The organism is Cohnella nanjingensis, from assembly GCF_014212125.1.
In the GTDB taxonomy this organism is placed as follows: Bacteria; Bacillota; Bacilli; order Paenibacillales; family Paenibacillaceae; genus Cohnella; species Cohnella nanjingensis.
In genome coordinates, this window is the sequence record NZ_JACJVP010000051.1 from 23906 (window position 1) to 44931 (window position 21026).

The 21026-nt window shown below is 62.1% G+C and carries 17 protein-coding genes and 3 pseudogenes; 4 read left to right on the forward strand and 16 right to left on the reverse strand.

Annotation, left to right across the window (positions count from 1 at the left end):
• Positions 1-202: 202 nt before the first annotated feature.
• The 6 genes from H7C19_RS28755 to H7C19_RS28775 all read right to left on the reverse strand — a co-directional run bounded on the left by H7C19_RS28755 (position 203) and on the right by H7C19_RS28775 (position 4049).
• A complete protein-coding gene (locus tag H7C19_RS28755; protein WP_185672540.1) occupies positions 203-874 on the reverse strand; it encodes a DUF899 domain-containing protein in 672 nt (223 codons plus the stop codon).
• Between the two features lie 28 nt (positions 875-902).
• Positions 903-1700: an SDR family NAD(P)-dependent oxidoreductase gene (locus tag H7C19_RS28760; RefSeq protein WP_185672541.1), complete on the reverse strand. Its 798-nt coding sequence runs from the start codon at positions 1698-1700 to the stop codon at positions 903-905.
• A 63-nt stretch (positions 1701-1763) separates the two neighbouring features.
• Entirely contained in the window at positions 1764-1913 is a 150-nt protein-coding gene (locus tag H7C19_RS34485) for a hypothetical protein (RefSeq protein WP_246469883.1), read from the reverse strand.
• Between the two features lie 95 nt (positions 1914-2008).
• Positions 2009-2176 carry a hypothetical protein gene (locus H7C19_RS28765; RefSeq protein ID WP_185672542.1) on the reverse strand — a complete coding sequence of 56 codons (168 nt, stop codon included), beginning with the start codon at positions 2174-2176 and terminating at the stop codon, positions 2009-2011.
• Between the two features lie 28 nt (positions 2177-2204).
• On the reverse strand, positions 2205-2702 hold the full coding sequence (locus tag H7C19_RS28770) for a GNAT family N-acetyltransferase (protein WP_185672543.1): 498 nt from the start codon (positions 2700-2702) through the stop codon (positions 2205-2207).
• A 159-nt stretch (positions 2703-2861) separates the two neighbouring features.
• Positions 2862-4049 (reverse strand): MFS transporter, encoded by a 1188-nt coding sequence (locus H7C19_RS28775; RefSeq protein WP_185672544.1) that lies wholly within the window; start codon positions 4047-4049, stop codon positions 2862-2864.
• Positions 4050-4299: 250 nt separating this feature from the next.
• Between H7C19_RS28775 and H7C19_RS28780 the strand changes: the two genes are divergently transcribed.
• Entirely contained in the window at positions 4300-5094 is a 795-nt protein-coding gene (locus H7C19_RS28780; RefSeq protein WP_185672545.1) for an oxalate:formate antiporter, read from the forward strand.
• A 401-nt stretch (positions 5095-5495) separates the two neighbouring features.
• On the opposite strand, the gene H7C19_RS28785 is transcribed toward H7C19_RS28780, so the two are convergent.
• The 8 genes and pseudogenes from H7C19_RS28785 to H7C19_RS28820 all read right to left on the reverse strand — a co-directional run.
• The gene (locus tag H7C19_RS28785) at positions 5496-6149 is read right to left on the reverse strand and encodes a CatA-like O-acetyltransferase (RefSeq protein WP_185672546.1); all 654 of its coding nucleotides are present in this window, start codon (positions 6147-6149) and stop codon (positions 5496-5498) included.
• A 97-nt stretch (positions 6150-6246) separates the two neighbouring features.
• Positions 6247-7038, reverse strand: coding sequence for an endonuclease/exonuclease/phosphatase family protein (locus tag H7C19_RS28790; RefSeq protein ID WP_185672547.1), 792 nt, complete (start codon positions 7036-7038; stop codon positions 6247-6249).
• A 253-nt stretch (positions 7039-7291) separates the two neighbouring features.
• The gene (locus tag H7C19_RS28795) at positions 7292-8443 is read right to left on the reverse strand and encodes an SGNH/GDSL hydrolase family protein (RefSeq protein WP_185672548.1); all 1152 of its coding nucleotides are present in this window, start codon (positions 8441-8443) and stop codon (positions 7292-7294) included.
• Positions 8440-10872 (reverse strand): glycosyl hydrolase family 95 catalytic domain-containing protein, encoded by a 2433-nt coding sequence (locus tag H7C19_RS28800; protein ID WP_185672549.1) that lies wholly within the window; start codon positions 10870-10872, stop codon positions 8440-8442. The genes H7C19_RS28795 and H7C19_RS28800 overlap by 4 nt, the downstream gene beginning before the upstream one ends.
• Before the next feature lie 320 nt (positions 10873-11192).
• Complete coding sequence (locus H7C19_RS28805) at positions 11193-12833, reverse strand: type 2 periplasmic-binding domain-containing protein (RefSeq protein WP_185672550.1); 1641 nt, start codon at positions 12831-12833, stop codon at positions 11193-11195.
• 20 nt (positions 12834-12853) lie between these two features.
• On the reverse strand, positions 12854-15157 hold the full coding sequence (locus tag H7C19_RS28810) for a helix-turn-helix domain-containing protein (RefSeq protein WP_185672551.1): 2304 nt from the start codon (positions 15155-15157) through the stop codon (positions 12854-12856).
• Between the two features lie 149 nt (positions 15158-15306).
• The gene (locus H7C19_RS28815) at positions 15307-17670 is read right to left on the reverse strand and encodes a glycoside hydrolase family 95 protein (RefSeq protein WP_246469884.1); all 2364 of its coding nucleotides are present in this window, start codon (positions 17668-17670) and stop codon (positions 15307-15309) included.
• A pseudogene (locus H7C19_RS28820) lies at positions 17657-17974 on the reverse strand (fumarylacetoacetate hydrolase family protein); the annotation flags it as partial. The gene H7C19_RS28815 and the pseudogene H7C19_RS28820, both read right to left, overlap by 14 nt.
• 189 nt (positions 17975-18163) lie before the next feature.
• On the opposite strand from H7C19_RS28820, the gene H7C19_RS28825 reads away from it, so the two are divergent.
• On the forward strand, positions 18164-19027 hold the full coding sequence (locus H7C19_RS28825; protein ID WP_185672553.1) for a helix-turn-helix domain-containing protein: 864 nt from the start codon (positions 18164-18166) through the stop codon (positions 19025-19027).
• 319 nt (positions 19028-19346) lie between these two features.
• Here the strand turns inward: H7C19_RS28825 and H7C19_RS28830 are convergent.
• Both H7C19_RS28830 and H7C19_RS28835 read right to left on the reverse strand, forming a co-directional pair.
• Positions 19347-19981, reverse strand: a pseudogene (locus H7C19_RS28830) (pyridoxamine 5'-phosphate oxidase family protein).
• 55 nt (positions 19982-20036) lie between these two features.
• Positions 20037-20234, reverse strand: a pseudogene (locus H7C19_RS28835) (VOC family protein); the annotation flags it as partial.
• A gap of 10 nt (positions 20235-20244) precedes the next feature.
• On the opposite strand from H7C19_RS28835, the gene H7C19_RS28840 reads away from it, so the two are divergent.
• Positions 20245-20397, forward strand: a complete 153-nt coding sequence (locus tag H7C19_RS28840) for a VOC family protein (protein WP_185672554.1) — start codon at positions 20245-20247, stop codon at positions 20395-20397.
• A gap of 361 nt (positions 20398-20758) precedes the next feature.
• Positions 20759-20971, forward strand: a complete 213-nt coding sequence (locus tag H7C19_RS35810; RefSeq protein WP_376775455.1) for a winged helix-turn-helix transcriptional regulator — start codon at positions 20759-20761, stop codon at positions 20969-20971.
• Positions 20972-21026: the final 55 nt, after the last annotated feature.

Below are 21026 nucleotides of genomic sequence, written 5' to 3' on the forward strand. Positions count from 1 at the left end.
GACAGGTCCCAGCCGATGAATTCCGGGCGACATTTGCCCAACCGAAGACGAATATTCCTTACGATTTAGGTGTGTAAGCTCTGAAAGCGATAATGGCCAAGACCCGCTTTCATAAAAAAGAAACCCGGCGTCCGGAAAGAACGCTGGGTCTCTCGATTCGCGCGCCCGCCTCGATGGCCGGCCGCTTTGATAGTCCATTCGGTTAAACGCCGTATTCGTCGTGCAGCCTCCACCACTGGTAGGGAGGGGTCTGCGGCCAACCCGCCGGAGAATCCTCCCAATCTTCTTGTCGGCCGTAAGGCGTGAGGTCTAGGAGATTGAAGTCGATTCGCAGTCTGTCGACGCCTCGAGACGTCGTGTAGTAGGTGCGATAGACGTCGTCGTCGTCGCGGAGGAAGACGCTAAGGCCGAATCCCCTGCCCGCGCCGCAGTCGTCATTGAAGCCGTCTCCGTTCGAGGAATACCAGGGTATCGTCCAGCCCATCCGTTCCTTGTAAGGTTGAATCTCCGACAGCGGCGCCGGAGATACCAGGACGAACGACGTATCGCGCGCGCGCAGATGGGCCAGATGTCCGATATTGTCTGCGAACGAAGAGCAGCCCCGGCAAAGGTGGCCGGATCCAGGCGCCAGCATGAAGTGATAGACGATGAGCTGGCGACGTCCGTCGAACAGATCCAGCAGATTAGCCTTGCCGTTCGCGTTCTCGAAAGCATAGTCCTTGCCGAACCGGACCATCGGCAGTCTACGGCGCTCCGCGGCCAACGCGTCCAGTTCGCAGGTGAGTTCCTTCTCTCGGATCAGCAGCCGTTCCCGGGCGATCCGCCACTCGTCTTCCGTGGCGATCGGGGGAAGCGCCGTCGGATCGGGTTTCATCTATATTCCTCCTTGCGTTATTGTCGAATTAATCCAAGAGGAGGCCGCCGTTCAAGTTGACGATCGCCCCGGTTATCGCGCCCGCGCGATCCGACGCCATGAATGCCGCCGTGTCCGCCACCTCCGCAAGCGTCGGGAGCCGCTTCAAGAGCGTCCCGCCCGCCGCGCCGCGCAGCCTCTCCTCGACCGTCATGCCTTCGCGCGAGGCAGCCATTTGAAAGACTTCCCTGGTATGGGAACCTTTCTCCACCGCCTCCGGAATCATATGCGGCCTGAGGCAGACGACGCGAATGCCGTTCGGCGCCAGCTCGCCCGCCAAATGGCGGGAGAAGCCTTCGATTCCCGCGCACGCGAAGTTATGCCCCATATATCCGGGACCGGGCATGCGCGAGACGGGCGTCGAGAGGGTGAAGATAACGCCGGCGCCCAACGGTGCCATATGCCTGGCCGCGGCCTTGGCGGTGATAAAGTTCGTTCGCGCAAAGGCGCTGACGGGGAAGAAATAGTCTTCCAAGCTCAGCTCCGCGATAGGCGTACCTTGGACGTGAACGAATCCGACGGCGTTCAGCGCAATATCGATGCCGCCCGTCCGTTCCGCCACCGATGCCGCATGCCGGTTCACGGCCTGTTCGTCGAGCGCATCGACTTGCGCGATCTCGGCGAAGCCTCCCTCGGCGGCGATCTCCCCGGCTACCGCGTCCAACTTGGCCGGCGTGCGGCCCGCGATGAACACCTTCGCGCCCTCTCGCGCGAAGGTGCGCGCGACCGCGCCGCCGATCGCGCCTCCCCCTCCATAAATGACGGCTGTTTTATCTTTTAGCAACATAAAGACCTGCCTCCTTTACTTCAAGGATAGCAGGTCCTGCCACGCGAGATTTCTTCTCGATTGCTATATACTGGAATCCGCTCCGTCTCGCATCCGTCCGCCGATCCCGACCGGCCTGCCCGTTCGCGCGGACGCGTTCGCGGCCAGCGTGACTTCGACCGTCCCCAGGGCGTCCTCGTAGGGAGACCGGACGAGCGAACGGTCGCCGGTCAAGATCGCGTCGATGAACGCGCTGTCCTGCTCGAACCTCGCGTCCTTCGTCTCGCCGACAGGCTGCGCAGTTGAATGCCGCAGCCGTCCGCAAGCTTCTAGATCCGTTCCGCCTCGGCGGCCGTCGTCTCCATCGCGAGCCCGACGCCGCCAGCTTCGTACAGGTTGAGCTCGACGGCGTCGTACCCGGCATCGCTGCTGACCCTGAAGATCTCCTCCAGGCCGGCTCCTTCCGGGAAGCACCATTGGTTGATTCCTTTGCGCATGCGGCAGCCCCTCTCTTCTTAATGCCTATCAGAGAAACAGAACCATCAGAACGTCGTCGTAATAGGTTCCGTCGATCTTGAGCGCGCTCGGATTGGTTCCGTACCTGCGGAAGCCGAGCGAATCGTACATTCGCTTGGCGGTGACGTTGCTCGAAGTCACGCTAAGATACACTTGCTCGACCCCTTTGACGGCTTTAGCCTTCGCGATGGCATGCTGCATCAATCGTTTGCCGATCCCGAACCCGCGCGACTCCGGACGAACGTACATCGCGACGATATTCGCCCGATGCTTCAGCTTGGCCCTGCTCTCCAGCACCAAGGAGACGATGCCGATCAGCTGCTCTTGGTCGAACGCCCCGAAGGTGAACGACTCCTTCGCTTCGAGCCGTTTCTCGAAGTCTTCGCTCGACAAGCCGACCTCTTCCTCGTAGCTGGAGCTGAAGGCTTCGGTATGATACTGCAACGCTTCCAACCGAATCTTGCGATAACGGGCCGCATGATGGGATTCCAGCTCTCTGATTTCCATGACTAGCCTCCTGGGTTACGTGTTGCACGCATCGGCTTGTTCTCTCGAACGCACGCCATACGGGTATGTAATTCCACGCCGGACAGGGACATTCCTGTTCCCCTGCCAGATAAACGATAGGACTGCCTGGTTTGAGGCGCCAGACAGTCCACCGTTTCCTCATTCAACCGAACGGGACGCGAACATGAAATACGTTAGATACGCCGCGCAAACCAGAGCCAAAAAGCCAAACCCGCCGAAAATGTCCAAGCGGGACGAAAAATAACCAAAGCCGACGCCCACCGCGCTGAGCGCTGCATTCTCTCCCAACGATTGAAAGGATCCGATGGTCGCCCGCATCGACGAATCGTCGATACGATGATGAAGATAGCCTCTAGCTAGCGGTTCCACCAAACCGGCGAACAAACAAACCAAGCCAAGCGCGGCCAACCCGCCGAACTTCGGCAGACAAGCGAGACCGGCAAATCCCGCCGCCAGCGCTGCGATCACGATCGACAGGAGCCTTCTTTCGCTGATTCGCGTCTTCAGCTTGTGAATGCACAGATTGCCGGGCAGCCGGAGGACGAAAATGCCAGCCGATGCTAAGCCAAAGTATAGAACAGGAATGCCCAAGCGATCCAAATAGGTCTGCCAGAACTCATCTACGAAGTTGATCGCGGCCCCGGTGACGATCCCGGACAACACGACAAGCCGTACGCCCGGATGGTCCCGAAAAAAACGGACGGAGGCCGTCAAGTATGCGCGAAGCGGGATCGGCCGATCCTGTATCGCCTCCGGCTCGCCATGACGCGTCGGATCGACCAACAGCAGGCTCAAGGCGAACGCGGCCAACATACTCACGAGCGAGATCCCGTAATTCAACGCATAATCGAATCGCTGCGCCAGAAAGCTGCCGCACAGCGCAGCGATCATAATCGAGACGATATCGAGCGCGTTCAAGCGGCCTAGGTACCGTTCGAACAACCGCTCCCTGCCGCTCGCCTTTAAGGAATCGTATAACAAGGCATCCTCCGCGCCGCTGCTGGCCGATCTCCCGATCGCCGCCAGAACGACGACAAGGGCGAAATGCCAAAAATCCGAGGCGAATAACAGAACGAGGAACTCTCCGCAACCCATGAGCGCCGACAAAACGATCATGCGCTTGCGGCCCCAGCGGTCAGCGATAATACCCGACGGCACTTCAAGCCCTACGATCGTGAATGCGAATATCATCTCCGCGTACACGACCATCTGTATGGTCATGCCCCTCTCTTCCCAGTAAAGCCGTTCAATGACGTAAGCCGGGATGAGATTGGAGAAGAAGCGAATGACAAAAAGTATTCGGACATTTTGCAAAGGACCGGCCATCGTGCGAACCCCTCTCTCGGGAATGGAATAGGAGAACCCATTCCGATTCGGAGGCGCACGCGAACGATGGCAAACGAAGGATTAGCAGGGCGGCCTTGCGTAGGTCATAACCGCTTACCCCCTTGGCACGTAATATTTCTATATTAACACCGAAAGGCCGACATCGGAGCCATATTGATTGTTTTTGCGTCGTTTGTTACACTGGCGTAATACCCATTTTGATGGGTCCTTTCTCTTAGGAGTGATTACATTGACGTTATCCGCATTCGAATCCTTTTTGGAGACGACCAAGCGAGAGCTAAGCCGCGACGAGAGATTCCTGGCCCTCCTGGCCGGGGGATCCCTGCTAAGCGGGACCATGGACGAATTCAGCGACTTGGATCTGATCCTCGTGTATGCCCCCGAGCACCGGGAAGCGATCATGGCCGACCGCCTCTCCATCGCCGGACGATTCGGCAGCCTCCTATCGGCGTTCACGGGCGAACATGTCGGGGAGCCGCGACTTGTCATCTGCTTATTCGGCCCCCCGGCGCTTCATGTCGATCTCAAATTCGTCACGCCCTCCGAACTGGAACGGCGGATCGAGAACCCTTCAGTCTTGTGGGAAAGAGGGGCGGAGATCGGTCGGGTGCTGGAGCGGACATCGCCTGCCTATCCAGCTCTCGATCGGCAAGCGATCGAGGATCGGTTCTGGGTGTGGGTGCACTACGCTGCAACCAAGCTGGGACGCGGAGAGCTCTTCGAATGCATGGATACGATTACCTTCATCCGAAGCCAAGTGCTCGGCCCCCTGCTCGCGATCGCGAACGGGCAGCCTCCGAGAGGCGTTAGGCGGGTGGAACAATGGGGAGGACCGGCGGTCGAGGAACTGGCCGAGACGATCCCTCTTAACAGCCGCGAGAGCTGTTATCGGGCGCTCCTCGCCTGCATCGGAATGTATGTGCGGCTGCGCGAGCCTTCCGGAGACCTTGTCGTCCGCCGGGAAGCGGAAGAGATCGCTCTAGCCTACCTGAATGACGTGTATGTCCGGGCGCAGGCCAACTAGTCGTATATCGTCGCCGAACGGAACTTGCAACATGAGGCACTCTCCCTCTCCGATGCCTAATTTGACCGCAAAGAGGCGAACACGCGCGATGTGACGTACGGGGTACGTCTCTTTGACCGCAAAGCGGCGAGCATGCGCAAAAGAGACGTACGGGGTACGTCTCTTAGGCTGCAAAGCGGCGAACGTGCGCGATGTAACGTACGGGGTACGTCTCTTAGGCTGCAAAGCGGCGAGCATGCGCAAAAGAGACGTACGGGGTACGTCTCTTTGACCGCAAAGCGGCGAACATGCGCAAAAGAGACGTACGGGGTACGTCTCTTCGACCGCATAGCGGCGAACACGCGCGGCTTGGAAGTTGTCCCGCCGGTCTTAACCCTTCTCGGACGGCATCTTTCTGCGTGCTAGTCCAACCAATCCTCGCAAGTATCGGCCAATTGCTGCAAGCCGTTCATGAACAAGCTGGCATGATAGCCGTCGCACACCGCATGGTGAACCTGCAGCGAGACGGGCAGCCACGTATTCCGGCCATCCTCGAAGTACTTGCCGCCCGTGACGATCGGGAGCAGATACTCGCCCTCATTGTACAACTGCAAATGAAAGCCCGTGAAGCTCGTCCAGGGAATGGACGAGATCGAGATCGCATTCGCGGGCATATCCGGTCGAGCCCACAATCCCTTCGCGCTGCCGAATCGCTCCTGATCCCGGACATAGTTGGCGTGGAATAATGCGAAGTCGTCATCGAATGCCGTCCAGGTCGCGGAGAAGGTCCGATCCTCGGGATGGAAGATTGTATAGCACGGCATCAGTCGATCCCAATAGCCGAGCCGCCCTTGGTCGTCGAAGCTCGTTCGGAAAGCGGGATCTCCGTGCGCCGTCCGGACGATCATATAGAGAAATGCGGGATAAAGCTTCATATTCCGGGCCCGAAGCCGTTCCAGCAAGGTCGTCGCGTTCAAGTTCGCCGTCATGCTGAACGTGCATTTGCTTTGTTGCATGTAATGCATAAAATAAGGCTCACGATTCCATCGTGCGCGATCGATCAACTGAAATGCCATATTGTTAACCTCCTAAAATGTTCAAATCAGAACTTTTTAGGAGGTTAACTTCACTGCGAGCTCCATCCACCTCATCCCTTTCCGTCCAATCTGGAATTTAGAGGGTCAACGTTGCCGCGACCGGATAATGATCGGACGGATAGCGGCCCTCGAACGATTGGCGATCGACCGCGATCTCCGCAACCCCGAACGCCGGCGTCACGAAGATATAATCGATCGTCGGCCCTTCCGTTCCGCCTTGGAAGTCGTGGAACGTAGCCCCGACCGGTCCGCTCGTCGCTGAGAACGCATCTTGAAGTCCGGAGCGCGCCCCGTCCAGCTCCAGCTCGCCGCGCAAGAATCGCATCGGCGCGTCCCCCGGCTCGCTGTTGAAGTCGCCCGTCAATACCGCCGGCAAGCCGTCCTCGCGGCTATCTGCCGCCATGCGCCGCACGAGCAGGCGGGCGCTCTCGAGCCGGGCTTGCTCCCCCATATGATCCAAGTGCGTATTGTAGAAGCGGAATTCGCGGCCAGCGTCGCGCTCGCGGAGCTTCGCCCAAGTGCAGATGCGCGGCAGACTGCTGTCCCAGCTCTTCGAGCCGGCTAGCTCGGGCCGCTCCGAGAGCCAGAACTGGCCTTGCTCCCGCAGCTCCAACCTGCCGGCATCGTAGAAGATCGCGCAGTGTTCGTCCGCTCGTCCGCCCTGCCTCCCCTCTCCGATCCAGGCATAGCCGGGCATCCGCCCGGACAACGCCTCCAGCATGGCTTGCAGCCCTTCTTGGGTGCCGACGATCAGGGGACGATGGCTTTGCAGCGTCGCGGCGACGCGCCCGATTCGGTGCGTCCAGCTGTTCTCGCCGTCGCGCGGCTCATCGTATCTCAGATTCAAAGACACGACTCGAAGATTCATGCGTGCACTTCCCTTTCCCGCTAGATTAACAGGATTGCAGCCTGTCAGGCGCATGAAAGCGCTCCATAACCTTGCGCTCGTATGGCCTATTCTATCCCCTTGCGCCCGCGGAAGCAAGCGTCGGACAGTACGCCGACAGACCGCCTCGACCATATCGGGCGGTTCATCTAACGATTCCTCTATGAATCTATCGGTCTCTGTCGAATATGAACGAATGCGCAGCGGCATACCCCGCTGCGCATTCGAGCTTCAGTCACCGCGATGGGTCTTCGTCGCTGCCGAAGAGGCGAACGATCCGCAGCGCATGGCCGCGGCTTCGCGCGTCCCGCTGCCGGCTGGGCCGTACCGAGACGCGCGAGACGGCACCCCCTTCCGGCAGCGCGAACGTCGCGATGACCGGACGATAGACGTTCATGCACCAGTCGTCGAACGGATTCAGCGGCGCGTAAGCTTCTCCGTTCACCGCGTACTCCAGCATGCCGGTGTCGGGTCCGCAGAACATCAGCAAGCCGGCGCTCCGGCCGCGAACATGCCAGACGATCTCGGCGCCCTCGGCGTCTCCGGAGACGAGATGCGCCCCCTCGTACCGCCAATTGATCATCGGACCCGGCTGCGTCTCGCGCCGTTCGAAGCCGCGGATCTCCGCGGCCGTTTCGAAGCCCCTCATCCAGACGCGAGAGAGACTGTCTTCGTCGAGCGGCTGCGACCGCTCCGGCACACCCGGATGAAACGCGGACGCCGACTCTCCCTCTCTCGGAGGCCGCAAGGCATCCTCCAGAAAGGTCCGGACGCAGGCCGCATAGAGCGCATAGCCGGCGTCGTTCGGATGGACGCGGTCCGGCGCCAGCTCCTCCCACCGGCAAGCCCCGGCCAGGATCCGGTCGCGCGCCGCCGCCGCGGCATGGATCGATGGGATGCCGTAGCGTTCGGCGACCTCCTCGTGCAGCGCGATCGTACAAGGCAGTCCTTCCGCCAGATTATCGTCGTCCGCCGTATAGACGAAGACGATCTCCGTCTCCGGCGACCGCTTCCGGCATTGCCGCACGATCCCTTCCATGCCCCGGATGGTCGCCGTCCGGTCTTCGTCGTCGTTAACGGCGAACTCGACGAACAGCAGGTCGATCGGTCCCCGGTCCAGCACCTGCTCCCCCAGCCGATAGGCGCCGAAGGTCGAGTTCGTGCCGCCTACGCCCGCGTTGACGGAGACGAAGCCCGCCGGGCTCGATTCCCGCAGATAAGCCTCGGTTAGCGCCCGCCAGCTGGTCGCGTCCGGCTCGGAGGCGCCGTAGCCTTCGGTGATCGAGCCCCCGAGGAACGCGGCCGCGATCGGCATGCCGGCGGACAGGCGCGCTCGCAGGCGAGGCAGCCCTCCGCGCGGGACCGCATAGCGCAGCCCTCCGGTCATGCCCGCGCCAGCCGGACCGTCTCGCCCTTTGCGGTCTCGAGCTCGATCAACGTCCCTTCCATTCGCAGCGTCTCTCCGTTCTCCCGAATCCATTCAACCGCCCCCTCGCCCCATGGATGATAGATTCGCAGCCGCTCCCCCGCCTCGCTGTAGATCTCGACGTCCGCCGCCTCGCCCGATCGGACGGAGGCGCTGACGAGGAATCCGCCGACCGCTCGCAGCGTGGAGAAGGAGGCGTCCCGGTCGGACGGCCAGTTGGGGAACAGCCGGATGATGCCGGTATAACTTTGTATCAAGCACTCGTTCAATACGGCGGGCAGCGCGAAGTTCTCGAACCAGATGCCCATCGGCGCCATGTAGTCGAACGCGGTCGTATCGGAATAGCGGCCGCCGGCCTGCAGCACTTTGTCCGTGCAGGTGCCGTTGGGCAGCATGCAGTACGCGATCTGCCGCTTGAAGCGTTCCAGGTCGAGCTGTCCCAGCCGCGCGCCCGCCATCGGGTAGAAGACGAGATCATTGCCGCCTTCGTTGCGATGATTGCGGTACGACCGCTCGGCGACGGCATACGTCTCCGGCGGGGAATGCAAGCCGTGATCTTCGCCCGGAAATACCGTCGCGACGCCGTTCGGAACGTTGTAGACGACCTCCGGGTCTTCGCCGGCGACGGACACGAACACCGTGCCGAGTCGCGACTCCGCGGTCGGATAGTCCGGGAACGCGCGCAGAATCTCTCGGGTCTCGGCGAGCAGCTCCGACTCTTCCGCTTGCCGGCCGAGCGCGGCGCACGCCTCGCCGAACGCTCGGAACAGGAATTTCGTCAGCGTCAGGTCGACGATGCAGTCGCGGTTGCGCCGGAAGCCCGGCGTGAGCTCGTACAGCTCCGGCACGACCGTCGGGAAGATATGGTAGCGGTCGTCCCCCCAAGCCTCCCCGCGCGCGTCAGGCCGCTTCATGTAGTCGACCATGAAGAGGACCGCATCCTTCATCGGGACGAACGCCCGGTCGGCGAGGAAGCCCCGCTCCATCGTATACAGATAGTGCCACCAGAGGCTCTGAACCGTCCATGGCGTCTCGCACACCTCCCATCCCCAATGCGGCACGGGATAGGGCATCATGCTCATCTCGACGGGATACGCCGAATGCGGGAAGTACGCGCCGCGCAAGCCGTAGTATTCCCGCGCCCACTGGCGGCTGACGGGCAAGACATGATCGACCATGTTCGCATAGGCGAGATGCTTGTCGGCGTGATTGCTGGAGAAGGCGACCCAGAATGGCTGCTGGGTGTTGTAGTTCATATGATAGTCCCCGTGCCATTCCGAGCCGATGCGGCCGTAGCTCCAGTTCGCGAACAATCCCGGGCAAGCCGCGTTCTCGGAGACGGCGCATTGGAAGAAATACAGGTTGCGATACCAGATCTTCTCCAGGAATTCGTCCCCGAGCGCGACGCCCGAGCGGGACCAATACGCCGCCCAGACGCGATCCGAAGCCTCGCGGGCGCGCGCGAAGGCAGCTTCGTCCGGACGCCCGGACTCCAGCGCGCCCTCATCGCCGTCGCTCGCCTTCGTCTCGCCCTGCGTTTCCGGCTCGGCGGCATCGGTCGCCGGCACTTCCGCGGCCGCCCCCTCCTCCAGCGCGGCGCAGACGACGAACGCGCCGGTCGCGGCGATTCGCGCCTCCAGCGCGTCGGCCGCGGGCCGTCCCCGAACGGCGGTCTCGGCGGAGCAGCACGCCGTCAGCCGGAACGCACGGTCCTGCGGCCCCGCGCCGTCGAGCGACCGCGGCAGCGACTGGCGGAAGCTCAGCCGCCGTCCGTCCGCGCTGCAGGCGGACGCATACGCCGGCAGCTCCTGCGGCGTGAGCGGATCCGGCAGGAGTTTGATCCGGTTGAACGGCGCGAGGGCAGCAGAGGAGCCGTCTGCCGCGTCTGCGCGCCATGCCGCCCACAGGCGGTCGCCGCGTTGATCTACGAACAGTTGCAGCACGGAGTGCCTGCCTTCCGTCAACAGCCGGATCTCGCACTGGCCGTCCGCTACGTCGAGCGTATGGCCAAGCACCTCCGTCGTCCGCGTATCGAAGCCCAGCAGCAGCGAGCCGCAAGGCATCGGACGCGGATAGGGCAAGCTGTAGTTCTCGCTGCTCATCTCCACGTAGGCGCGGTACCAGTCGTCGTCCATCAGCGATTCATGGCGTTCCGGTATGGCCCGGAGCCGTTCGAACACCGACTTGAAGGTGCCGATCTCCTGTCGATGATTCTCGGCGATCCGAATGTCCCATACGTTGTTGTGGCCGAAGTGAATGACCACCGCGTCGGGGCGGGTCGTGACGACCGCGCCCAATCTCCCGTTCCCGAGCAAGGCGCCTTCGAAGAAGTTCGCGGCCGGTCCTTCATGCCGAATGGCGTGTTTTCTTGCTTGCTGCTGCGTGTTCAAGATTCATGCCCCCCCGTGCTTTGTTCATCGATGTCGCGCAGCGCATGCTGCGCTCGGATCGGCGAAAGCGCTTGCCGTCCGATTCCATCTTAGAGAATTCCGCACCGTGGGCATAGGTACACTTGCTCCGCTTGGCGTACAGCTCTCCCGATCGGCGGGGCAATCGCGCGCCCGAAGGGCCACGCCCTCCGTTCGATGCTAGCGGGGGAACGGCAACAAGAAGTCGCGACACGCCGAGGGACCATCGGTTCCCGGTCTAGAACGAGCCAAGAACCGATCCCGCCCGCAGAACCGCCGCTCCCCGGACGCGTGTCAGGCGGTTACGGCGTCGACCTCGCCAGCCGATCGTCGTAAGCCCGCTGCATCGTCGCCACATATCGGTCCGCGCCGATGCGCTTCAGGCCTGCGACGTATTCGTCCCAATCCTTGGCCAGGTCCTTCGCGCCGGTAATGAACTGCAGCGCGCTCTGATCGATATAGCCCTTGATGATCGTCTGCAGGTTGTCGGCCTCGTCCGCCTGCGCGGCATCGATCCAAACGGACCAGAACGGATAAGGATCGTCCGGCTCGTGACCCTCGTACAGCTGCGTCGCTTTGTACAATCGCCGCTCGTAGCCGTCCGGAGAATAGATATCCATGCTTTGCACCCAGCTGTCCCGGTAGGTCTTGGGCATGTAGAAGTGACCCATTCCGCCCCAGCCCTGATTGCTCGGCGGCGCGCCCTCCCGCGCCGGGATACGCGCGAACGCCGGCGCCGCATCCGGTCCCAAGGCGTGTTCGCCCGGCGCGGGCTTGCGCCAATCGACGCCTTCCAGGCCCACTTCCGCGTTCGCCTGTCCCTCGGGGGTGAACATGTAATCGACCATCCGGATGAGCGCGATCCGCGCCGCTTCGCTCGCCTCGTTCGTAATGACGAACTTCGCCCCCGGCGAGATCCCGCCGCTGCCTTGATAGACGGAATTGTCCGCATGCGGCCCCTTCAGCGGCGGCACGGGACGGTAATCGCCGCCTCTCCGGTTATCCGCGCCCGTCCCGACGAAGATATCCGGATGCATCGCCGCCCCCGCGCCGAGAATCTGAGCGTCCGCGTTCTCTCCGATCTGCTTGAAGGCGTCCGCGTTCTGAGTGAACGCCCCCGGGTCGATGAGCCCTTCGTCATAGAGCGACTTAATATAAGCCAGCCCTTCCTTCCATTCCGGACGGTCGGCGACCAGGCCGGCCTTGCCGTCGGTCAGCCGCAGATAGGTGCGATCGTCGTCGTAGATAAAGCCGTTCATCAGGAAGGGGACGATACGAACGCCGAAGTCCTCGGTCGAACCGCTTAGCGACACTTCGTCGGCTTTCCCGTTTCCGTTCGGATCCCGGGTCTTGAACGCCCGCAGGACGTCCCGGAACGCCTCGGTCGTAGACGGCATGGCCAGATGCAGCCCGTCGAGCCACTTGGCGTTGATCCACATCTTGTACGGATAGGAGCAATGGAAGCATTCGCTGTAGTCGACGAGCCCGTAGATGTTGCCGTCCGGCGCGGTGCTTAAGGTCCGAAGCTCGGCGTTCTGCGCGAAGGCGTCCCGGATATGCGGGGCATCGCGTTCGATCAGATCGTTCAGCGGGTAGAGCAAGCCTTGCTGGCCGTAGCGGAGGACGTCCGCCTGCGAGAATTGGTCGATATAGGACGTCAAAATATACGCGTCGGCGTAGCGGTTGCCGGCCAGCGAAATCTGCCGCTTTTCCTTGGCGCCTTCGTAAGGCACCGTCAACCAGTCGAAGCGGACGTTGAACCGGTCCTCCAGCAGCTTCGAAAACCCGTTCGTCTTCAGATTCTGCGACGCGTCCTGCTGGGCGAAGATACGGATGACGAGCGGCTCCGGCTTCGCCGAACCTGGCGCGGACGACGCCGCGCATGCGGTCAGGAGCAGCAGATGGATGACGAGGATGGCAAGCCAAGGCCGCAAGTAACGCATCAAACTTTCTCCACTCCCTCTCATTCGTGCACGGTCTGCCTGTAAGCGCTCGGCGAGACGCCGGTGACGCGCTTGAACGCCCTGCGGAACGAGTGCGAGCTGTTGTAGCCGGTCGAGGCCGCGATATCGTCCACCGTTTGGTTGCTCTGCCGCAGCAGTTGCGAGGCGCGATCCATCCGGACGTGCTCCAGATGATCGGACAGGTTCGTGCCCGTGACTTCCTTAAACAGCTGCGAGATATATTTCTCCGGACGCTCGACCTGCTCGGCTACCCGGTACAAGGTGAGCTCCGGGTCCGAATAGCGCTCTTCGATGAACCGTTTGATCTGCTCCACGATGCGGATGTGCGCGTCGTTCTTGCGGCTGTTGATCCGTCCGCAGATCGCCGCGACGACTTCGTTCACTTCCGCCTGAACCGCTTCGAGCTTCTCCGTCTCCGGGATCTCGATGATTCGGTTCTTCGCCCGCTCGAACAACTCCGAATCCTGGAAAGCCTTCTGGTCCAGCAGCTTGAGCAGCGTCCCCTTCAGCTCTCCGACGAGCTGGTGCCTCATCTCCAGGGACAACTCCCGCCGCTCGGCGTTCTCCGCGACGATCGACTGCACGATCCGCTTGGCCTCCTCCAGTTCGCCCGCCCGGACCGTGCCGATCAAGCGGAGCTCGGTATCGAGCGGATAATAGTAGGTGCCGCTGTTGATGCGCGTCTCGCGATGCCACAGGATCCCGTTCCGGTTCCCGGCATGCGCGTATTCGAGCGTCTGCTTGGCCTGCTCGTAGGAGGCGCTGACCTCCGTATCCGTGCGGAAAGCGTCGCCCATCGCCACCGTCACGGAGATGCGATACGCTTCGAACACCGAATCCGAGAGCTCCTCCAAGAGACGGGCGATCGCTTGCCTCCCCGATTCGCCGTCCGCCGGCTCGTCGTCCGGGCGTACGAACAACAGCACGATCCTGTCCGAACCCAGGTCCGTCATATGGACGTCCTCCGTCCGCTCCGACAGCGCCCGCTTCAGGAGGAGCCGGGCCGCGCTCAGCTCGTTCAGGATCTCGACGCTGTCCATGCCGGAGTAACCGTCGATCTGCAGGATGCCCGCATATCCGGCTCCTCCGGCGAATCCGGCGCCCGCCTGCGAAGCCGCCGCCCGGATCTCGTCCCGCGACTGGAACTCGCCGGCGATCAACCGTTTGAGGAACGCGTCCCGAACGAGCGGCAGCTGCCGGTGCAGCTCCGTCTCGAGCCGCTTGTTGTTCACGATCATCTCGGATATGTTGCCATGAAGGAAGTCGTAGGCGTTGCGCTCCCGCTCGCCCTCCTGTCCGAACTGCTCCCGGACGACCGTAAGCAGCCGATGGATCGGCGCGCTGTTCCGGTACGAGAGCAGGAGGCCGACGATGAGACCGATCGCCAGCGCGGCACCGGTGACCGTCCAGGTGATGAATTTGATCTTGTTCGCGTTCTCCATCAGCACTTGCTTCGGGATTCCCGCCTGATAGATCCACCCGTTCGCGCCGGACGGGATGGTGATGACGAGATCTTCCTTGTAGAATTGGCTCTGACGCCGCTTGTCGAACGTATGGTCGGATGCGATGCGCGCGACTTCTTGCTCGCCGATCCCCTGCAGCGCGATCGTACGGCCTTCCGCGTCGCTGATGCGGACCCAACCGCCGTAGCGGTCCGTAATGCCGGACAAGAGGTTCGAGATCATCGAAGCGTCGATCATCACGACGACGGTCGCGGGCGACGTGTCGCCGAAGCTATCGAGCGGCAGCGACTGCATGTAGGTGACCACTTGCTTCTGCGCGCCCTTGTCCACGAACGGATGCATCGGCATAATCTCGCCCCGGTGGGTCCGGCCGAGCACCTGCCGCTGCCATTCCGCGAGCGTCATGTCCGCGTAACGGAAGTTCTCGTAGTAGTGCTCGGGGCGGAAATACGCGGACCCCGGCGACAGCACGACGTTGTAGTTGTTCAAATAGATGAAAAAATCCTGAAGGAAATCGTTCGTCTGCCCCATCGTCGAGACGCTCTTCATCATCTTCCAGATGCCGTACACGTTGGATTTGTCGCCTACGTTCTTCTCGTTCATGAGGACGGCCAGATCCTGGTTGATCGCCAGCTGCCTGGTAAAAGCCTGCACTTCGTCCATTCTCCGCTCCAGAATGTCCTGGCTCTTCTGCAGCTGCGTCACGCTGTTCTCGATCGAGACGGACCGCGTGACGGAGATCGAAGTCCGGTACGACATGTAGCCGGCGATGCTGGGGATGATCAGAATGAGGACGTACGAGAACATGAATCTCCGGAAAACGCTGGAATGTCTGGACACGAAAGGCCTCCCCTTATGACAGCGCTGTCAAAGCCGTATTCCTATTATCTACGAACGCGAACAAAAAGCAACAACCGGCATGCGGGATGCCGGCGTTGCTTGGGAGGAACGAGGACGGAATGACGATTACATCGCGAGAGGCGCGGCGACTACGATCGAACGGCAAGCAAGTCGGCGCCGAAGACATAAACCGCGCCGGGCGACAGCTCGAGCCGGATGGACGCGTCTCCGCAGCGCAAGACGGCGGAGCCCGCCGCGTGCGCCCGGATGACGGCCTCGGTCAGCCGGCCGCCCTTCCAGGCAAGGTCGACTCCCGCGCCGCCCTTCGCGCGCAGACCCGATGCCCTCCCCTCGGGCCAAGCGGCCGGGAGCGCGGGCAGCAGCTCGATCTCGCCGGGACGGCTGCGCAGCAGCATCTCGCCGATCGCGGCCGTGCCGCCGAAGTTGCCGTCGGCGACGAAGATGTTCGTCTCGGCCCCCGCGATGCCGGGCTTTGAATAAGTCAAGAGATTGTCGAAGCACAGCCGGCCGATCAGGTAGGTTAGGCTGCGCCATGCCTGTTCTCCGTCGCCCAGCCGGGCGAAGCTCGCCGCGAACTGCGCAAGCGTGAACTCGACGTCCTCCAGCCCTTCGCGCTGCATCCGGTTGGCCAGCGTCTTCCTCGCCGCATCGGCCAGCTCAGGCGTGCCGCGCGGCGTCACCTGATCGCCGGGGTACAGGGCGTACAGATGGGACAGATGCCGGTGATCGGGCTGGGCTTCGCCGTAATCCTCCAGCCACTCCTGCAGCTGTCCCCGGCTGCCGACCCGCAGTGTCGGCAGCCGGTCCAGCGCTTCCTCCAGCCGCGCCTGCAGCGCCGCATCCGTCTGGAGCAGCTCCGCCGACGACCGGCAGAAGGCGAACAAAGCGCGGATCAGCGCCTGGTCCATCGTAGGTCCCATCGACAGGGCGTGCGCCTTAGCCGCTCCGCTCCCCCCTTCTCTCCCCGGCGGGTAGAAGCTGTTCTCCGGCGAATTGGACGGCCCCGTGACGAGTTGACCCGTCTCCGGATGCGGCGTCATATAGTCGAGGAAAAAGATAGCCGCCGACCGGAGGACGGGATAGGCCGTATCCGCGAGGAAGCCGCGGTCCAGCGTGTATTCATAATGCTCTCGCAGCAGATCGGCGATCCACAGCCCTCCCGTGACGTTCATGCCCCAGGAGTAATGCCAGCCCGGATCGGTGAAGCCCCAAGCGTTCGTGAAGACGTGCGCGACCCATCCGTCGCAGCCGTAGAGTCCGCGGGCCGTCGCCTCGCCCGCCGCGGCCAGCCTCCGGACGAAGCGAGCGAGCGGCAGATGGCTCTCCGGCAGATTGGCCGCTTCCGTCGGGTAATAGTTCATCTGGGTGTTGACGTCCAGATGGTAGTCGCAGCTCCAGGCCATCCGATTGGCCTCGCCGTCGTTCCACAGCCCTTGCAGATTGAGCGGCAGCGGGGAATCTTCCCGCGAGCCCGCGATCGTCAGATAGCGGCCGTACTGGTAGAACAGCGCGTACAGCTGCGGATCGGCGTCCGGCTCGTCCGCGAGCAGGCGGACGCGCTCGTCGGTGGGCAGCGCCGCGCGAGTCGATTCGCCGAGCGATAGCCGTACCCGATCATAGAGCCGACGGTGATCGGCGACATGGTCCTCGCGGATGCGCGCGTAGCCTTTGGCAGCCGCGCGCGCCGCCCGGCCCTCGCCCTCGTCGGCCCAGCGCTCGTCAGCCGCCAGATAGTCGGTGTGCGCCGCGAAGAGGATCAGCGCCTCGTCAGCCCCGCGGACGATCAGGCAGCCGTCCGCGATGCGGACGCTGCCGCCGGTCGCGACCGCGCGAACGGCACCTTGGCACCGAACGCCGCACTCTCCGTCGCTATGAACGTCCTCCGTCGCTTGCCCCCGGAACGCGAGCGTATGCCCGTCCTTCGGGACGACCTCGAAGCGGTCCGTACGGCCCGCGAGCGTCAAGTCGAACGATACGCCGCCTGGCGCGGCGCCGCTTATCCGCGCGGCGATCACGCCGTCCGGGTGCGAAGCCAGCACTTCCCGGCTGAGGCGCAGCTCGCCGCCGGCCCGGACGTCGGTCCGGACGACGGCGCGATCCAGGCTTAGTTCGCGCTCGATTCCCGTCGCCTCCGCGTCCGGATCGCCGAAGCGGAGGCGCAATTCGCACAGCGTCAGGTGCGTGCCGAAGTTGCCTTTCTCCGGCTGCCAGAGCGCTTCGACCAGCGCCTCTCCGCGCGCGTAGTCTCCGGCGAAGAACGGCTCCCGGATCCGGGCCAGATCGTCCTTGCCCCGGGGCGGGTTGCGGCTCGGCTCCGTCCGGCCGGACCAATACGTGGACTCGGTCAGGCTCCAGGTCTCCTCGTCCGAGCCGCCGTAGACGACCGCGCCGAGCCGGCCGTTGCCGATCGGCAGTCCTTGCTGCCAGCCCGCGGCCGCGCGCGCGTAGCGAAGCATCATCTCGCTCGTCTGATGTACGTCATTCGTTGTCATCGTTCTTCCGCCTTTCGCTTGTCATCCGATTGCTCAGTTCGCCCAGCCCTTCGGTCTCGACCGTCACGACGTCTCCGTCCTTCAGATACGTCCGCTCCGCCTCCGGATTGCCGAGCATGACGCCTTCGGGCGTGCCGATGAGGATCAGGTCCCCTGGCTCCAGCGTCATGTAGCGGAAGATATAGCTCACCAGCTCGTCGCAACTGAAGATCATATCCGACGTGCGCGACTGCTGCCGGAGCTCGCCGTTCACGCGGCACCGGATGGCCTGATCGTTCGGGTCGGGAATCTCGTCCGCCGTAACCTCGGTTATCCAGCCACATGATGACGCCTCCTCGGTTGCCGAATGCTCCGCAAAGCTTCGAATCACTCTTCCGCTTTCGGTGCAATTATCGTATCATTTGTAGTGTTATTCGTATTTGATAACGCATCCATTCATTTGACGATTCATCCGGTTATTTCGTCGCATTGCATGCAAGAAGGAGGGGGATCCATGCGCCTTTTGAGCGAGATTACGCCGCACCTGGGGGATTCGATGCCTTATCTTTACGACGGCAGCGCCAACGAGAAATGGCGGGTCTGCAACGTCTACGCCCTCCATTTGTTCCCCGAAGGCCCGGGCGAGATGGAGATCGAAGGCAAGCGCTATCCGATCGATCGGCGGACGGTCGTCTTCCTCCGGCCCGAACAGCCTCACGCGTTCCATATCGACGCGTCGCACCCGCTCGCCTCGTACAATCTCTATTTCGATCTGTGGGACCGCGTTGATCCGATCTCGGTCAACCGGACCTTCATCTACGCGCCCGAGCCCTATCTTTTCCGCACGTCCTCGCCCGTTTTCCCTTGCGGAGAGCTGGACGCGCTGCCCGGGATCTTCTCCCTTCAACCCCACCCGCAGCTGTACGACGCGCTCGTCGCGGTCGCGAAGACTTACGTCGATTCGCTCTACTACCGAGACGAAGCCGTCAACAGCCTCCTCTACGCCTGGTTTTTGGGCTGGCACAACGCGATCCGCAACCGTCAGCCGAGCGATTATCGCATCGTACGGCTGCTGACGTATCTGGACTTTCATCTGGACCGGCGGGAACCGGTAGAGACCTGGTCGAAGATGTGCGGCCTTAAGCGGACGTACTTCCACGAGCTGTTCCTCCGGGAGACGGGGATGACGCCCAAGGCCTACCATCACAAGCTCCGGATGCGGCGCGCCGCTCATCTGCTCCAGGAGAGCGACCTCAGCGTCACGGCGATCGCCGAGAAGCTCGGTTACCTCTCTATCCACCCGTTCACCCGTCACTTCAGCGCGTATTACGGCGCCAGCCCCAAGCGCTATAGACTAGGACCGCCGACCGGCCCTTAAGCGGAAGTCGACAACAAAAAAGAGGCCGTCTCCAAGGTCATGAAACGGACCAGGGAGACAGCCTCTTGGGCGATGCTGCGGCGAAAACGCGACATGCGGCGAATTGGCTCCATGTGGCGTATTGGGTACGTCACTTGAGCTCATCTATGGCGAATTGGCTCCATGTGGCGTACCGGGTACGTCACTTGCGCTCATCTGCGCCGAATTGGCTCCATGTAGCGTACTGGGTACGTCACTTGCGCTCTGATGCAGCGAGATTGCACAATGTGTTGTACGAGGTACATCACATGAGCTCTGCAAGATTCAGAGACGCTCGGGCTCAGTATAATCTCTTGACGTAGCCTTCCTCCAAACGAAGAGCGATCGCCTCGGGCGTCATCCCGTCCAGCTTGGCATGATCGGACAAGATGCGCGCCGCCGAAGGCCGCTTCTCCGGCGCCGGCCAAGTCGCGGGATCCCACAGGCCCGATCTGCGCATCGCCTTGGCACAGTGGAGATAGCATTCTTCGACGGCGACGACGATGGCGACGGGCGGCATCTTCCCCTGGACGGCCATCGGCGCAAGCAGCCGCTCTTCCTTCGTGACGACGGCCCGGCCGTTGACGCGCAGCGTCTCGCCCATACCGGGCAGCAGGAAGAGCAGCCCGATCTCCGGATTGAGCATCAGGTTCCGCAGCGAGTCGATCCGCTTGTTCCCCGGCCGTTCCGGAATCGCGAGATGGCCATCGTCCAGCACGCGGACGAACCCCGCCGCATCCCTCTCGGCGATACGTCGCATTTGCCCGCCGCATCCGAGGTCGACAAAAGCACGAAGGGAGATAACGCGATGAAATCCCTGCAATGCCGATCAAGATGCGCGATAACCTTGCTGCGGACCAGCTCGCCCGGATAGCCGATCAGCGCGCGGAGCTCCTCCTCCGACGTGACGATACCCCGTTCATCTAGAGTCGTCATCCCGTCCCCCCTTGATCTCCGCATCCTTCCAAGCCCGCTCTCCCCTTCTCCATCCTCAATCGGCATGTCCATGGGCTAAGATATTAACGAGCTTGCCGAACGGATCACGGACGTAGAACCGCCGGACGCCCCAGGGCTCGTCCGCCGGTCCGTACACGATCTCGAACCCGGCGCTCCGCATGCGAGAAAGTGCTTCGTCGACGTCGTCGACTTCGATCGACAGATCCGGGGTCGCCGTGCCGGAGCCGCCTTCCAGGGATACGATGAAGGTCAATCGGATCGTCGCCAATATTGACGCGAGGAATGTCGCCGTAGCCCGGCGATTCTATGAGGAAGCGTTGGGTCTCGACCGGATCATGGATCACGGCTGGATCGTAACGTATGGCTCGGAAGCGAACATGGGGGTCCAGACGTAATCGTCCGATGGTCTCGCCTTGCCGACCCGGACGCGTACTCCCGATGATGATCGCGATATTGGCCATCGCGTTTTCCTCCTCGAAGATCGATGGATTGTGTTACTTGCAAGCTCATTATGTTGTATATAATAAAAGATGGGAAGTAGGCACAATAATGTGGTGTAGGATCAAATAGGGTACTGTCAATGAGGAGGCGACCCCGTGAGTCAACAACCGGCTACCTGTCAATACGTGCGGCTATGGACACGATCGTAGGCAAATGGAAGCTCGGCATTCTTCATTATTTGTTGCGGCATGAAACGCTGCGGTTCAATGAGATTCGCAGATTAATCCCAGATTAATCCCAGATATCACGCAGAGGGTGCTCACGCTCCAACTGCGCGACCTGGAGGAGCAGGATATCGTTCGGCGCGTAGTCTATCCGCAGATCCCGCCCAAGGTGGAATATTCGATCACGGAATACGGCAAAAGCCTAACGCCGATCCTCGCAGCCATGCATCAATGGGGAGACGCCCATCTCGAACATATGAAGAGCAAAGCGGTGCGGACGGATGAGCAAGCGAGGACGGACTGACAGGCTTCCGGACTCTCGCATCTTTCCGGTTCTGGAAAGCGAAAAGTCCGTTCTG

Coding starts and splice junctions, on each gene's coding strand:
- H7C19_RS28755 (WP_185672540.1), bottom strand. CDS start 874: ATGAAACCCGATCCGACGGCGCTTCCCCCGATCGCCACGGAAGACGAG.
- H7C19_RS28760 (WP_185672541.1), bottom strand. CDS start 1,700: ATGTTGCTAAAAGATAAAACAGCCGTCATTTATGGAGGGGGAGGCGCG.
- H7C19_RS28765 (WP_185672542.1), bottom strand. CDS start 2,176: ATGCGCAAAGGAATCAACCAATGGTGCTTCCCGGAAGGAGCCGGCCTG.
- H7C19_RS28770 (WP_185672543.1), bottom strand. CDS start 2,702: ATGGAAATCAGAGAGCTGGAATCCCATCATGCGGCCCGTTATCGCAAG.
- H7C19_RS28775 (WP_185672544.1), bottom strand. CDS start 4,049: ATGGCCGGTCCTTTGCAAAATGTCCGAATACTTTTTGTCATTCGCTTC.
- H7C19_RS28785 (WP_185672546.1), bottom strand. CDS start 6,149: ATGGCATTTCAGTTGATCGATCGCGCACGATGGAATCGTGAGCCTTAT.
- H7C19_RS28790 (WP_185672547.1), bottom strand. CDS start 7,038: ATGAATCTTCGAGTCGTGTCTTTGAATCTGAGATACGATGAGCCGCGC.
- H7C19_RS28795 (WP_185672548.1), bottom strand. CDS start 8,443: ATGACCGGAGGGCTGCGCTATGCGGTCCCGCGCGGAGGGCTGCCTCGC.
- H7C19_RS28805 (WP_185672550.1), bottom strand. CDS start 12,833: ATGCGTTACTTGCGGCCTTGGCTTGCCATCCTCGTCATCCATCTGCTG.
- H7C19_RS28815 (WP_246469884.1), bottom strand. CDS start 17,670: ATGACAACGAATGACGTACATCAGACGAGCGAGATGATGCTTCGCTAC.
- H7C19_RS28825 (WP_185672553.1), top strand. CDS start 18,164: ATGCGCCTTTTGAGCGAGATTACGCCGCACCTGGGGGATTCGATGCCT.
- H7C19_RS28840 (WP_185672554.1), top strand. CDS start 20,245: ATGAAGGTCAATCGGATCGTCGCCAATATTGACGCGAGGAATGTCGCC.